Source organism: Agreia sp. VKM Ac-1783, from assembly GCF_900177765.1.
Lineage (GTDB): Bacteria > Actinomycetota > Actinomycetes > Actinomycetales > Microbacteriaceae > Agreia.
Genome location: NZ_FXWI01000002.1, coordinates 364,559 through 378,697 on the forward strand (window position 1 = coordinate 364,559; position 14,139 = coordinate 378,697).

The 14,139-nt window shown below is 65.0% G+C and carries 14 protein-coding genes and 2 tRNA genes; 3 read left to right on the forward strand and 13 right to left on the reverse strand.

Features of this window, described 5'->3' with window-relative positions; genetic code table 11:
• Positions 1–111: 111 nt before the first annotated feature.
• Positions 112–663 (forward strand): PadR family transcriptional regulator, encoded by a 552-nt coding sequence (locus CCK87_RS06750; RefSeq protein WP_086460671.1) that lies wholly within the window; start codon positions 112–114, stop codon positions 661–663.
• Here CCK87_RS06750 and CCK87_RS06755 read toward each other — a convergent pair.
• The 4 genes from CCK87_RS06755 to CCK87_RS06770 all read right to left on the reverse strand — a co-directional run bounded on the left by CCK87_RS06755 (position 660) and on the right by CCK87_RS06770 (position 5,900).
• Positions 660–2,948, reverse strand: a complete 2,289-nt coding sequence (locus CCK87_RS06755) for a DUF3488 and transglutaminase-like domain-containing protein (RefSeq protein ID WP_170927175.1) — start codon at positions 2,946–2,948, stop codon at positions 660–662. The genes CCK87_RS06750 and CCK87_RS06755 overlap by 4 nt on opposite strands.
• On the reverse strand, positions 2,945–4,234 hold the full coding sequence (locus CCK87_RS06760; RefSeq protein WP_170927176.1) for a DUF58 domain-containing protein: 1,290 nt from the start codon (positions 4,232–4,234) through the stop codon (positions 2,945–2,947). Before CCK87_RS06760 ends, CCK87_RS06755 begins: the two co-directional genes overlap by 4 nt.
• A 42-nt stretch (positions 4,235–4,276) precedes the next feature.
• Positions 4,277–5,209: a MoxR family ATPase gene (locus CCK87_RS06765; RefSeq protein ID WP_086461205.1), complete on the reverse strand. Its 933-nt coding sequence runs from the start codon at positions 5,207–5,209 to the stop codon at positions 4,277–4,279.
• Positions 5,210–5,375: 166 nt separating this feature from the next.
• Complete coding sequence (locus tag CCK87_RS06770; protein ID WP_086460674.1) at positions 5,376–5,900, reverse strand: hypothetical protein; 525 nt, start codon at positions 5,898–5,900, stop codon at positions 5,376–5,378.
• Between the two features lie 254 nt (positions 5,901–6,154).
• On the opposite strand from CCK87_RS06770, the gene CCK87_RS06775 reads away from it, so the two are divergent.
• Entirely contained in the window at positions 6,155–7,711 is a 1,557-nt protein-coding gene (locus CCK87_RS06775; protein WP_086460675.1) for an SPFH domain-containing protein, read from the forward strand.
• A 56-nt stretch (positions 7,712–7,767) separates the two neighbouring features.
• Here the strand turns inward: CCK87_RS06775 and CCK87_RS06780 are convergent.
• From CCK87_RS06780 to CCK87_RS06790, 3 genes are all read right to left on the reverse strand, one after another.
• Positions 7,768–7,841, reverse strand: a tRNA-Ile gene (locus CCK87_RS06780).
• A gap of 55 nt (positions 7,842–7,896) precedes the next feature.
• Entirely contained in the window at positions 7,897–9,117 is a 1,221-nt protein-coding gene (locus CCK87_RS06785; protein ID WP_249273818.1) for a glycosyltransferase, read from the reverse strand.
• A 112-nt stretch (positions 9,118–9,229) separates the two neighbouring features.
• Positions 9,230–10,147, reverse strand: coding sequence for a DMT family transporter (locus tag CCK87_RS06790; RefSeq protein ID WP_086460676.1), 918 nt, complete (start codon positions 10,145–10,147; stop codon positions 9,230–9,232).
• 42 nt (positions 10,148–10,189) lie between these two features.
• Here CCK87_RS06790 and def point away from each other — a divergent pair, with 42 nt between their 5' ends.
• A complete protein-coding gene (def, locus tag CCK87_RS06795) occupies positions 10,190–10,756 on the forward strand; it encodes a peptide deformylase (RefSeq protein ID WP_086460677.1) in 567 nt (188 codons plus the stop codon).
• Positions 10,757–10,769: 13 nt separating this feature from the next.
• On the opposite strand, the gene CCK87_RS06800 is transcribed toward def, so the two are convergent.
• From CCK87_RS06800 to CCK87_RS06825, 6 genes are all read right to left on the reverse strand, one after another.
• The gene (locus CCK87_RS06800; protein WP_086460678.1) at positions 10,770–11,075 is read right to left on the reverse strand and encodes an AzlD domain-containing protein; all 306 of its coding nucleotides are present in this window, start codon (positions 11,073–11,075) and stop codon (positions 10,770–10,772) included.
• Positions 11,072–11,785 (reverse strand): AzlC family ABC transporter permease, encoded by a 714-nt coding sequence (locus tag CCK87_RS06805; protein ID WP_086460679.1) that lies wholly within the window; start codon positions 11,783–11,785, stop codon positions 11,072–11,074. Before CCK87_RS06805 ends, CCK87_RS06800 begins: the two co-directional genes overlap by 4 nt.
• A gap of 26 nt (positions 11,786–11,811) precedes the next feature.
• Positions 11,812–12,123 carry a hypothetical protein gene (locus CCK87_RS06810; RefSeq protein ID WP_086460680.1) on the reverse strand — a complete coding sequence of 104 codons (312 nt, stop codon included), beginning with the start codon at positions 12,121–12,123 and terminating at the stop codon, positions 11,812–11,814.
• A gap of 69 nt (positions 12,124–12,192) precedes the next feature.
• Positions 12,193–12,265 (reverse strand) — tRNA-Asn (locus CCK87_RS06815).
• Between the two features lie 68 nt (positions 12,266–12,333).
• A complete protein-coding gene (locus CCK87_RS06820) occupies positions 12,334–13,329 on the reverse strand; it encodes a D-isomer specific 2-hydroxyacid dehydrogenase family protein (protein WP_086460681.1) in 996 nt (331 codons plus the stop codon).
• Complete coding sequence (locus CCK87_RS06825) at positions 13,326–14,138, reverse strand: ABC transporter ATP-binding protein (protein WP_086460682.1); 813 nt, start codon at positions 14,136–14,138, stop codon at positions 13,326–13,328. Before CCK87_RS06825 ends, CCK87_RS06820 begins: the two co-directional genes overlap by 4 nt.
• Between the last annotated feature and the right edge of the window lies 1 nt (position 14,139).

The following is a 14,139-nucleotide window of genomic DNA, read 5'->3' on the forward strand; positions in this document are numbered from 1 at the left end:
CCCCGCTGCGTAGTACCAGATGAATTGCCGCACGAGTGCTCGGCGAGCCGACTCTCGATGGCTCCGCGTCTCCGACATACTGAGTAGACAATTACTGCGTTGGAGTGGATTATGTCGGTGAGGTCGGGAATCCTCGCGGTGTTGAGCCTTGGTCCGGCCTACGGTTCTCAGGTGCACGGCGAGGTGGAGACGCGCATGCATCGGGTCGGTTCCATCAACGTCGGGCAGATCTACTCGACTCTCGACAGACTCCAGGCCCAAGGCTCCGTGGTCAACGACGGTATGACCGGTGACGGATTGCCCCTCTACACGCTCACTCCACGGGGACGCGCCGAAGTCGCCAACTGGCTGGTCGAGCCGGACGCCCGCGCCGGGTGGACCGATTTCGTGGGCCATGTGCTTCTGGTCGCCTCTCTCCCCGACGCACCGGTGGGCGCTCTCATCGACGCGTACCGACGAGTTCACGCGACCCCTACTCCTGCTCCCGACAGCCTGGACGGGCCTCTCGACGAGCTCGGCCTCAGGAGCGGCGAGATTCTGTCGAGTGCCGCCATGGCCTGGCTCGACGAGGTGCAGGATGTGCTGGCGCGGGTCGACTGCGCACGTCCGCTGGGCAGCTTTCGTCCTCGACGAGGCCGTCGTCCGCGACGAGAAGACGTCTAAGAGACTCGATCCGAGCGCACGAAGAGTGAGGCGGGCAACAGTCTCGCTCGCCGTCGAACGGACTGGTCCGCCTCGTCGCGGATGGCCTTCTCGATGGCGATCAGTGCGGACTTGATCTCGGCCCGCTCCAGTCCCCCTACCGGTGCCCCGCGGCGGTCGGCATACTGCTCGCGTTCGACCGAGCGGCGCAGCAGGTCGACCTCTGCGTGCGGTATTCGCCGCAGCGACAGCAACCGGGCGGCGAAGACGGCCGGAGTGTCTCCGCGTGACACCTCGATGCCGAAATCACGGGCGAAGTCGTGGAGTTCCCACCATGCCCGAGTTGCCGGAGTCGCCGATCGGTCGATCGATGTCAAAAAGCGCCGCCGTCGCCAGACTCTGAGGGAAGCGGGAAGCAGGCCTGCGAGGCACACTCCCGCCACGATGGCCAAGAAGGTCAACCATCCCCGTACCTGAGCGAGAGAACGGGCCTCCCCCGCGGACGACTGAGCGGCCGGGTCTGCTTTGTCTCTCGGTGCCGTCGTCGGGGCGGCTTCCGATGTCTGCGGTGTGGGCGCTGCGGTTTCGGCAGACTTCTCGGCGAAGGTCGGCAGTGAGTAGGCCGGAACGGAGATGCCCAGGCCCGGCGTCGGCTCGAACGGCAGCCAGCCGATTCCGTCGAAGTACAGCTCCGGCCACGAGTGCAGCTGGTCGGTCAGTACCTCGTACTGCGGTTCGCCGTCGACGTAGCTCGACGCGGCCGAGCTCGGAAAGTATCCGATCGCGATGCGCGACGGAATTCCGAGAACGCGCGCCATGGTGGCCATCGATGCGGCGAAGTGCACGCAGTAACCGCTCTTCACCTCGAGGAAGGCCGCCAGTGCTTCGGCGTTGCTGCCGTCGAACGACTCCGTCACGGGCGTATCGACCGAGTAGGTGAACTGACCCGACGTGAAGTAGGACTGCAGAGCCACAGCGCGGTCATAGTTCGTCGTGGCGCCGGACGCGACCTGGTTGGCAACGTTGGACACGATCGCCGGCAGATCCGGAGGGAGCTGCAGAAGGGGACTCATGTCAGGCGGCACTGTCGTTCCCGCCGATGCCAGCTGTTCCGCCGAAGGGGTGAGTGCGAGACTGTCGACCGTGTAATCGTCGCCCCTGCTGTCGTTGCGTGCCTCGGGAAGCGTGACGACGCCCGTGTCCGGATCCGCCGTCCAGCCCTGACCGGCGTTGCTGAGCCTCGTCGCCGGGGGCGGCATGGGCAACCATTCGCTTCTCAGCCCCTCGATCGACACGTCGGTGGTCGCCGTCGAGCGCTTCACATCCTCGGCCAGGCCGTTCGGACCGGGCAACTGCTCGACCAACCCGTCGGAGCTCTCACTCGGCTGCCACGCTCCGGTCGAGAAGTCGGTGAGATCGACCATCTTGAGATAGAGCGGCTTGTCGGCCGTCGTCGAGTAGCGGAGCGACACGATCGGCGTTGTCCGTCGGAGATCTCGTCCGAGCTGGATCACCGGGTCGATGCCCGCACCGTAGACAGACGGCAGGCGACCGGCATTCCTCGAATCGGCGAAGGCCTGAGCGGTCAGACCGGGGGTCGCAGACGGAATGATGAGTGCGCACACGACGGCCGCCGCACCCAGAGCCAACGCTGTTGCGGGGGAACGTCCGGCGCGGCTGACCGCGCGGTTCTTCGACCTCGTCCTTCCATCGACCCTTGCGGCAATCCACAACAGTAAGAGAAACGAGGCCGTCGTCGCGACGAATCGAACGACGTCGACATCACGGGCCTGAACCGCTGAGGGCATCGCGAAGAGGGCCAGCGCCAGGAGACCGACGAAGGCGGGAAAGCGCGCGACGATAGCCGCGTCCGCGACGACGGCCAACAGTGCGCACGCCATGCAGATCAGTTGCATGAGTGATGCGACGGGGTCCGCGGGGATCGTCTGTACTTGAATCTGGGCGCCGGCGTCGACGAAGCCGGCGACGAGCGCCTCGATGGTTGCCGGTGTGGGAATGATGCCGGCGATGGCCGTACCGGGCGCGAAGATCCACTGGCTGGCGAGAACCCAGACGACGAACGACGCGAGGACCCCGAAGGCTGGTCGGACGCCCGAGGCTCGAACCGCCCAGGATGCGACGACGCACACCCCGGACATGGCCATGGCCGCGAACCACCAGTCGGAACCCTGGATGATCGGGGCCAAGCCTGCGAGGGGTATGCCGATCGTCAGAAGGACCGTCAGAGAAACCAGCCAGGAGCCCCGCTGCCGCTGACGCCGATCGAGCCTTGTGCGCGCGGTCATCGGGCGATCCTCGCGGTGTCTGATTCCCACACCGACGACGGCGTGTCGACGGGCGTCACGAGCCGAGCCGCCCATCCGGCCTGGGCGAGGCGGTCGCATAGCTGCCGGGCCCACTCGGGTGCAGGTTCTTCAGACGCAGGCTGCACATCGTGCACGACGAACGCCAGAGCTGACGAACTCGCCGTCGCCGCGCGTGACAGGGCGTCGAGTGACTGAGGATCTATATCTCCGAGCACCGCGAAAAGGGGCGGCAGCTCCCCTGACACCCGTCCGGCATCCGCGACGATGTCTCGAACGGCAAGAGGCGGATGCTCGGAGCCGAGTCGCGCGTATGCGCCCCGGAGAAGCAACTCATCAGGGCCGTCGGCCGCACGTTCACCGGAGTGCGCTGCTCGCGGATCGTGTGATTCGACGAACACGGTCCGATACCCCTCATGAAGCAGATGCAGTCCGATCGAGACCGCCATCGACACGGCCCACTCGAACGCGTCTGACTGCGCTTCGTCGGCTCGTCCGGGCCGGGCGTGCACGAAACTGTCGAGACGGTTGTCCAAGACGACGACCGCTTCGTGGTCTGTGTGCTGATCGTCCTGCCTGACCATGAGCTCCGAGTGCCGAGCTGTCGCTGGCCAGTGCGCTCGTCGAATACTGTCGCCGGTTTGATATTTGCGCGCGATCACGTCTTGTTCGCCACTCGCGGAGGGGCGTCGAGATTGCATGGCTTGTCCGTCGCCGCTCGGGAGCCGGAACGAACCACGAGAGAGAGTCTCGACCTCGGGGGTGACGGTGACGCTGTCGGTGCCGCCCACTGAGAATCGACGCGTGGCGAGACCGAAAGGGTCGCCGAATCTGACCCAGAGCGGACCCACCGAGTGCACGCCCCGCCGTGGGGTATCGATCAGGTAGCGCAGGGTCGTCACTCGTGGTCTGTCTGTCTCGAGCGAGCGGAACGAGGGCAGCGCGGGGAGGGTGGCGACGGAACTGCGATGCAAGGGCGCGACCGCGTCGTCGTACCAGAGGGCCGCAGGAGTCGGTGCGATTCCCCAGTTCTGCACCGAGAGGATCACCTCGCAGTCAGTTCCCGCACTCGCCGTCTCGGGCGAGAATCGCCGCACGACGGTGAGCTTCGGTCGACGCGCTGCGACGAGCACGAGAGACAGCAGGGGAAGCATCAACGAGGCGGACGCAGCGAACGCGATCTCTCGTTGACCGAGCATCGGCGCGAGAACGAAGAGAACCACGGACACGGCCAGGAATCCCCAGCCGCGCAGGGTGAGGGTGGGCAATCGCGTGCCTCGTCGAGAAAGCCGAGTACGAGCGGCCATTGATCAGAGAGACCGAGCCGCGACGAGCGGCACCGGCGTCGCCTGCACGATCCTCGTGAGGATCTCTTCGATCGCGTCGACGCCGCTGCGATGGTCGCTGACGGACTTGCGGGTGGGAACGATGCGGTGTCCCAGCACAGGGATCACCAGTGCGTCGATATCGTCGGGCAGAACGAAGTCGCGGCCTTCGAGGGCGGCGGCGACCTTCGCGGCGCGAACGAGGTGCAGCGTCGCCCGAGGACTGACGCCCAAGCGAACCTCTGGATCACGCCGGGTCGCCTGCGCCATGTTCACGACGTACTGCTCGACGGCCCGTGAGACGAACACCTCTCGGGCGCACCTCGTCATCGCCTGCAGCTCCTCGCGGTCGACGACGGCTTGGATGTCGTCGAGCGGACTCTGCAGTTCACGGTTGTGCAGCATGGCGAGTTCCGCCTCGGCATCGGGGTAGCCCATCGAGATTCGAGCCATGAAACGGTCACGCTGAGCCTCGGGCAGAGCGAAGGTCCCCTCCATCTCGATGGGGTTCTGCGTCGCGACGACGCTGAAGGGCGTCTCGAGAAGATGCGTCACACCGTCGACCGAAACCTGTCGTTCCTCCATGCATTCGAGGAGCGCCGACTGCGTCTTCGGCGAGGCCCGATTGATCTCGTCGGCGATCACGATATTGGCGAACACCGCTCCCGGCTTGAACTCGAAGCGGTTGGCCTGCTGGTTGAAGATCGAGACGCCGGTCACATCCGACGGCAGCAGATCGGGCGTGAACTGGATGCGACTGACCGAGGCGCTCACCGAACGAGCCAGGGCTTTCGCCAGGGTGGTCTTGCCGACGCCGGGCACATCTTCGACGAGCAGGTGCCCTTCAGCGAGAAGAACGATCAGTGACAGCGTGGCGACGTCGGTCTTCCCGTTGATGACCGCTTCGAGATTGGCCATGATCGCACCAGAAAGCCGAGCGAACTCGTCGAGGTCGATGTCGGGTGCGCCGGCACGTGCGCTTGACTGGATGATCGAATCGGGCAACAGGAAACTCCCTCGTTTCGCTCGATTCTAACCGCGAAAAATGAGTGATTCCCCCGTTCCTCGCGAAACGGCGCTCGTGTTATGAGCGGTGAGCCGGATGCCCGGTCGTCAGATATTTGGCGCCTTCGTCGGGGTCTGTGAGCCACTCGGTGAAGAGCATCACCATGTCGTCTCGGATCTGCACTTCGCCGAGGTCGGGGTGGTCGATCAGCGCCGTCGTCACCAACCCCTCTTCAACCGGGAGATAACTCGACGCACCTCGCCTATACGCGGCTTGGGCAGCCTGAAGATGCACCGCGAACGAGGGGCCGTAGTCTTCTCCGTCTCGGAAGACGCCCTGCGCCCACGCCACGAGATCGAAGTCCGTCTTGGCATCCCACGGGCAATTGCGGAGCGTCTTGTCGCTGTCAGAGAAGTAGCGATACTTCAGCTCTCCGTCGATGACCCAGTAGTTCGCGTTGGCGATGCCGATGCCGATCGTGAGACTCGGCGTCTCGGGATCGAGCAGCCTGTACGTGCTGATGTACGTGACGGATGCCGGCATCGGCGACTGCAGGGCCCGGGGAATGGGCGCGGGGATGCGGATCTCGAACGAACTGAACACGAGGCTCCTCCCCGGCGCATAGTGAATCGACTCTAACGCCTGCACTGCACCCAATGAAACATGAGCGGCGCGCCGTGCATGCCCCGATCACCCGATTCGAGAGCCCGTTCCGAAACCGACCACGTGGCCGCCATCTCGACTGCGCGGTGTCTTCGACACGCCATCCTGCCTTTTCTGGCAGGGTGGAGCCTGAATGACTGCGCGTCCGCTGCGGCATCCGAGACCGTCCCTGTCAGGGATCCAGAGAGGTACTTATGGACAACGCCGAAATCGCCGGGATCCTCGTCATCGTCGGGATAGCACTCGTCGTCGCTGTCGTCGTGGTTCTTGTCCTGTTGCTGTTCGCACGCAGCTGGATCAAAGTGGCTCGGGCCGATGAGGCCCTTGTCATCTCGGGCCGCAAGCAGAAGGTCCAGCTCGCCGTGCTCAGCGCCGATGGTTCGAGCCGCGACGAGATGTCGGAGTCGCCGGTCACCGTCATCGTCAACGGCAAATCGCTCGTCAACCCGATCACACAGCGCCACGAGATCATCTCGCTTCGCTCTCGTCAGGTCTCCTTGAATGCCGAGGCCCAATCGCTCGACAGTGTGACGCTGAACGTCGACGGCGTGGCCATCGTGAAGATCGGATCCGATCCCCTCCTGGTGCGGCGCGCTGCCGAGCGTTTCGCCTCGCAGGACACGGCGATCGAGCAGTTCACCACCGAGCAGCTCGAAGGCGCGCTCCGTGGAATCGTGGCGACTCTGTCGGTTGTCGAACTCATGCGAGAGCGCAAGAAGTTCTCGGATCAGATCGCCGCCGATGTGTCTCAGGAACTCGCCGAGCAGGGACTGATCCTGGACTCGTTCCAGATCAAGGGCATCACCGACAAGGTCGGCTACATCCAGTCGCTCGGCGCTCCGGAGATCCAGGCGAAGCGCCAGGCCGCAGAGATCTCGCAGACCAACGCCGACCGCGCCATCAATCAGAAGAACATCGCCAACAAGGAAGCCAACCTCGTCGAGCAGACCGGCCTCGACACCAACACGGCCAACTCGAACGCTGGTATCGGCCGCGCGCGGGCCGAGGCGGAACAGGCCGAGAACCTCGCACGCGAGCAGGCCCAGCAGGCCGTTCTCCAGCAGCAGGCCGAGAACCGCCAAGCCCAGCTGGATGCCGACGTCAAGCGTGTCGCCGACGCTCAGCGCTACGAGGCGGAGACCCGCGCACAGGCGGAGCTCTACACCCGCGAACGCGCAGCAGAGGCCGCGGCCATCGAGCAGGTCAAGCAGGCTGAGGCGCGTACCCGCATTGCCGAGCAGCAGGCGCAGGCCGACAAGGCTCGTGCAGACGGTGAGGCAGCGGCTGCGGTCGCCAAGGCGACCGGTGAAGCGAGCGCCCTTCGAGCGCAGGCTGAGGCGGAGTCGGAGGCGCGGCGTATGCGCGCCAATGCCGAGGCTGACGCCATCCGCGCTGAGGGTGACGCCCGCGCGGCCGCGCTTGAAGCGGAAGCCAAGGCCATCGCCTCGAACCAGGAGGCCTTCCTCTCACAGCGCGTTCTCGACGTGCTGCCGTCGGTCATGGCCGAGTTCGCGAAGGGATACTCCGCGATCGGAAGCGTGTCGATCGTCGGCGGATCAAGCGACGACGGTGCCTCGAATCTCGTCGGTGCAGACAGCGCGAAAGCACTGAAGTCGGTCTTCGACACCGTCAGCTCGGCCACAGGTCTCGACCTCGCCTCGATCATTCAGGGACAGGCCGTCGGGCGAGGTATCGGCGAGGGCATGGCTGCGGCCGCTTCCCCGCCTGCCACGGCTCCCAGCGCCGAGTGACACTGAGGGCCGCCCCGCGTTCGCGAGGCGGCCCTCAGTGCATACATCTTTCTCGGTAGGGCGTGTGGGACTTGAACCCACGACCGACGGATTATGAGTCCGCTGCTCTAACCGGCTGAGCTAACGCCCCCTGCAGAATCCGACACTCTCACGAGCGGCCCGGATGCCGAGTCACCACATTACCGCTATTCGTGCGAGGCGCTCGGCGAGACGATCAGGGGGTCTGTGACGACCTCGCCACGGTACAGCTTCTCGAACGTCGTGAGGGTGCGCTGGATGTCGTGGGCCGCGATGAGACGCAGCGACGCGTTCTTGAGGCGGTCGAGCTCGTCTTGCGGGAGCGTGAGGATGTCGGCGAGACGATCCGCCATCTGCTGGGCGTCTCCGGGAGCGAACAGGTGCCCGTTCTCGCCGTCGTGCACGAGATGGGGAAGGGCCATCGCGTCGGCCGCTACGACGGGCAGCCCCGACGCCATCGCTTCCATCGTCGCGATGCTCTGCAGCTCGGCTATCGAGGGCATGGCGAACACGGTGGCGCGAGTGTAGGCGTCGCGCAACTCCTGTTCGGTGACGTAGCCCGTGAAGGTGACCCTGTCGGCGATGCCCAGCGTGACAGCCATCGCCTCGAGGCTCTTCTTGAGGTCGCCTCCACCCACGATCTCGAGCTGTGCGTCGAGGTCACCGGGCAGAAGCGTCATGGCTTTGAGGAGCACGTCGATCTGCTTTTCACCCGTGACGCGTCCGACGAACAGAATGCGGTTCTTTGGACGAACGGTGAAGTCGGGCGTGTAGTTCTCGGCGTTGATTCCGCAGGAGATCGCATAGACGTTGCTGAGTCCGGTCGATTTCTCGAGGAACTCCGCGGCTCGTCTGGTGGGCGTCGTGATCGCGCTGGCTCGGCCGAAGGTACGCTTTGCCGCCTTCCACGCGAGTCCTACGGCCCAGTCCTGCCACGACTTCGGTAGCAGTGTGAACTCGAGAAGGTTCTCGGGCATGAAGTGGTTGGTGCCCACGATTCGGATGTTGCGCTTCTCGGCTTCGACAGACAGGCCGCGACCGACGACGATGTGCGACTGGAAGTGGACGACGTCGGGCTTGACGGCATCGAGGATCTTGGCGCTGTTCTGATTGATGACCCAGGGAAGGGCGAATCGCAGCCAATCGTGCGGGTACCAGCGCCAGCTGCGCAGACGGTGAACCGTGATGTCGTGACCGTCGTAGGTCTCGGTCCAGGTGCCGTGCTTCTTCGAGGCTGCCGGAGCGACGACGTGCACATCGTGTCCCCGCGAAGACATACCCGATGCGAGACGCTCTGAGAAACGAGCTGAGCCGTTGACGTCGGGAGAGAAGGTGTCGGCGCCGATCACGATGCGCAGGGGCCGTTCGGAGGAAGCCGTCGACGGCACCTCCGCCGAGGCGGGACGTGGGTCGGAGGAATCTGACACGGAGTGAGCCTTCTGTTGGGGATAAGGGGGAAAGAGCGGGAGCACCCGAAAGGGGCTAAGGGGACAAACTACCCTAGCGTTCGATCTGCGGGTGGTATCGGGCGAGTCCGAAGACCCCGACGATGGCGATGAGGCCGGTGATGACGTAGCCGATCATCGCCCACCACGGTGCCTGCGCAGCCTCGCCCAAGACGATGATGCCGATGCCGACAGCGATGAGAGGGTCGACGACGGTGAGACCTGCGACCACCAGGTCGGGCGGACCCGACGAATAGGCGGTCTGCACGAAGTACCCACCGAGGGCGAACGCTGCGACGAGACCGGCGACGCAGATGAGCGTGAGCCACTCGAAGTCGCCCTGCTGGAACCGCTTGATGACGACCTTGGCGAGCGTTGCGACGAAACCGTAGAGCACTCCCGCGCCGATAATGTAGCCGATGGCGCGCACCTTGCGACGGAACACGATGAAACCCGCCCCGAACACCAGTAGAACCGCGGCCAGGATCACGAGGATCACGGTGAGTTGCACTTCGGTGATCGGACGATCCCGCGCGGTGAACGCGGCAAGCACCACGAACAGGAACACGCCTCCGACGCAGAGAACGATCGACAGAATCGATTTTCGATCGAGATTCACCTTGCTGAGCCTGGCGTTCAGAAAGGCCGTCATAACGAGTGCCACGACGCCGAGCGGCTGCACGACGATGATCGGCGAGAAGCCGAGGCTCGTGAGCTGGAATACGACGGCGAGACCGAGCATCAGAGTGCCGAAGACCCAGGAGGGACGCGAGAGCAGCGACCAGAGCTGGGCCAGGTTGAGACCACTCGAGCCGGAGAGATTGGTTTTCGCCTCGACCTTGGCGACCCCGCGAGACTGAAACTGTGCACCCAGGCTCAAGAAGACGGCGCCCACGATAGCGATAGGAATGCCGATGAACTGAGCCGGGTCGAGAGCGAACTGGTCCTGAATGTCGGTGAGTTCGGGAGGCACCCCCCGAGATTACCCTGAGGACAGCGCCGATAGGCTTAGCGAATGGCTGTTCTCCCGATTCGAATCTCCGGAGACCCCGTTCTCCACTCCCCCGCATCCGACGTCACCGTATTCGACGACACGCTGCGTCAGCTGGTCGCCGACATGTTCGAGACCATGGATGCCGCGCCCGGCGTCGGTCTGGCAGGTCCGCAGGTCGGTGTGCCACTCCGCCTCTTCACCTACGGGTGGACCGATGACGACGACGTAGAACACCGAGGAGTGGCGATCAATCCGGTTCTGCTCATCAGCCCGCCTCCCGTCGCCGAGAGCGACGAGGACTCCGACGCCGAAGGGTGCCTGTCGTTCCCCGGTGAGCGCTTTCCTCTGGTTCGATCGACAGACGCCCTGTTGCGCGCGGTCGATCTCGACCAGAACCCCTTCGAGATCGCCGCAACGGGATGGTTGGCCCGCATCTTCCAGCACGAGTTCGACCACCTCAACGGCATCCTGTACGTCGACCGGCTGGAGTTCATCTACGGGCGACGCGCGGCGAAGATCGCCCGAAAGCGCGGCTGGACGGAGCCCGGCAGCAGCTGGATGCCCGGGGTCGACGACCTCGACGCATAACGTCAGCGACGGGTCAGCTCAGAGCCCGGATGCCGGCTGCGACGACGGCCGCGGCAACGATGACCACGATGAACGGCACTCGCAGAGCAAAGAGGATCGCAGCCACGAGCACTGCGGGCAGACGTGCGTCGAGCTGAAGCTGCTGACCGTGGGCGAAGGTCTGCAGAGAGATCAGTGCGGCCAGGAGAGCCACCGTGAGCAGGTCGACCGTGCGCGCCGGGGCGGGGCGTTCGATGAGGCGCGCCGGCACGAGATACCCGAGCACCTTCAATCCGAAGCAGACGATCGAGGCCAGGAGCACGACGTGCCACGCCGTCACGACGCCTCCCCCAGACGAGGCCGTCTCGAACCGAGCCAGTTCGTGGCCCCGAACACCAGAGCGACCAGGGCGGCCACCAGAACGGGAAGCCCTGGCATCAGAACGGGCGTCAGGAGCGCCGCCACGAAGGCGGCTGCCACGGCGACGGCCTGCGCCTGCAACTTCGCGATTCGTGGCCAGAGGAGACCGAGGAACGCAGCGGCTGCAGCGGCATCGAGTCCGTAGGCACTGACATCGCCGAGTAGATCGCCGAGAAGGGCGCCGATGAAGGTCGTGAGGTTCCAGCCGACGTAGACGACGAGTCCAGTCACCCAGAAGCCGATCCTCTGCGCTCGAGGCGACTGCTGTGCGCTGGACACGGCCGTCGACTCGTCGATCGTCAGATGGGCCGCCAGAGCCCGACGTGCGAATCCTCGTCCGACGACCGGCGACATCCGGATCGCATAGACGGCGTTGCGGGAGCCGAGCAGAGCGGCGGATGCGACGGCCGACGGCCACGCAGACAGTCCGCCCGATGCCAGGACGCCGACGAGCGCGAATTGAGAGCCTCCCGTGAACATCACGAGACTGAGCACCATCGTCTGCCAGACGTCGAGCCCGGCCCCTACTGTGGCGAGCGCGCCGAACGAGATCCCGTAGGCAGCAGTCGGCAGCCCGACAGCGAGGGCGGCACGGTAGGCGCGCGTGTCCTCAGCGTCTCGAGATCGCACGGTATGTCGTCGGTGTGGGCTGGTATTCAGTACGACGAAGCTTCGCGGAGCTCGACGGTGGCGGCCCGCTTGTAGAGCGTCGCGCTTCGAACGGTGAGGAGAATACCGAGCACCGTCGGCACGCCGACCATCAGCACGAGGGCGATGATGCGGCCGGCGATCTCGGCTCCGTTGACCGCAGCGGTAGTGCGCGCGGACATCATCGATCCGGCGATGGATCCGAGAACCACGAGGAGGAAGACGACCCAGGCGACGATGGCGCCGATCAGGAAGCCTCTCGCTCGCCGCCGAAGCCGGATGGGATTCTCGAGCACGGTCGGTGTGGAGCGATCACTCATCGTTCCATTTTATGGGCGATCGAGAACGAAAAAAGGCCACCAGGGGTGGAGCCCGTGGTGGCCTTTTCGCTCCCCGACTTGGACTCGAACCAAGAACCTGCCGGTTAACAGCCGGCTGCTCTGCCAATTGAGCTATCGAGGATTGCTGGAAACAGCGTAGTTACACTATCACCAATTCGGCGATGTCTTTGTCACGCTCATCGACCTCCATCAGTATCCCACAACTGGATCGACCACTCCGTCGAAACCGCCTCGGCCGAGGAACGCGCGCGTGTTGTTCGACACTCTCCGAGCGAGCAGAGGCCGTGTCATCGCGGGAGTGTCGGCACTGTGCGGCGTGATGATGATGTTCGGGGCGATCCACAGCGGATGCCCGTCGGGAAGCGGTTCGGGGTCGGTCACGTCGATGCCGGCCCCGGCGATGCTGCCGGTCTGAATTGCGTCGACGAGGGCGTCGGTGACGATGAGACCGCCACGACCGATATTGACGAGCACGGCCGAATTCTTCATCTCGGCGAACTGCCTGCCGCCGATGAGCCCGCGCGTGTCGTCGGTGAGTGCGGCCGCGAGTACAACCACGTCAGCTGTCGGGAGAATGGCGTCGAGATCGTTCGTCGAGACGGTGGCTGATGCGCCGTCGACCGGCTCGCTGCCTCGCCGCACGACGGTTATGGTGACGCCGAAGGCCCGGAGGAGTCGGATGAGTTCGATCGCGATTCCGCCCGCTCCGACGATCACGACGTGGAGGCCGTAGAGCGACGTACCCACGGTTCCGTCTCCCCACGAGGTGGCCGACAGGCGCAGGGGAAGACGGCGAAGCAAGGCCAGAGCGAGCATCAGAGCGTGCTCTGCGACGGGCTGGGCGAAGGCGCCTTTCGCGCTCGTGACCGTCAACGTCGGCCGGGCGAATCTTTTCAGGATGTCGGCGAAGGCATCCACCCCTGCGTACGGCAGCTGGATCCAACTGAGTTGCGGGTTGTCCGAGAGTACCTGGCCGAATCTCTCCGATCCTGACGGATCGAGCCAGATGAGGCCACGCGTCTCCTCAGAGAGCGCCGATACCCGGCCCCCCGCCGATTCGACGGCATCGACGAACAGCTGCACCGGCTCGGGCAGAACGGCGATGGGTCCGGGAACGGGACGTGCATCGTCAGCGGGGACGTACGCCGGTGCAGCGAGGATCTCGCGGTGCTGCTGGGCGCTCACCGAGGATCGCCGGACACGGTGCGAGCGAGCCCCTGCACGTAGGGGTGGTGGGGATCGTCGAGCACCTCGTCGATCGTTCCCAGCCCCACGACCATGCCCTCGTGCAGCACTGCGATCCTGTCGACGGATCGACGAAGGACATCGAGGTCGTGGCTGATGATGATGGCGCTGGCTCCCCTGTCGCGTTGCAGAGAGGCGATGACATCGACGACCTGCCCGCGAACGGAGACATCGATGCCGGCGGTCGGCTCGTCTGCGACGAGGAAGACGGGGTCCATGACCAGGGCTCGAGCGACCGCGACACGCTGACGCTGACCGCTGGAGAGCTCGTGCGGCAGCATGTTGAGCATGCCCACCGGAAGCAGCAGGCTGTCGAGGAGAGTCGCCGCTCGCAGTCCGGCGTCGTTGGCGTCGTAGTGCTTGTCGCGCAGCAAAAGCGGCTCGGCGATGATCTCGGCGACCGTCATGTTCGAGGTCAACGTCGACCCCGCATCCTGCGCGAGGTGGCCGATGCCGAACGTGAGCCTGCTGAGCTTGCGGCCTCGCGTGCGCTTGAGGTCGTAGCCGAGCACGGAGAGAGCGCCACCGACGATGCGGGGTGCCCCGTCGCGTGACGGTGCCATGGCGGCCGAACCAGAGATCACCGACGCGATCGTCGACTTGCCCGACCCGCTCGAGCCGACCAGTCCGATGATCTCGCCCGGCTCGACATTCAGCGTGAATCCCTTGACCGCGGTGTGCGCGGAACTGACGCTGTGTGCCGGATATTCGATCGTGACGTCAGATGCCGTCATTATCCGTTCGCTCATG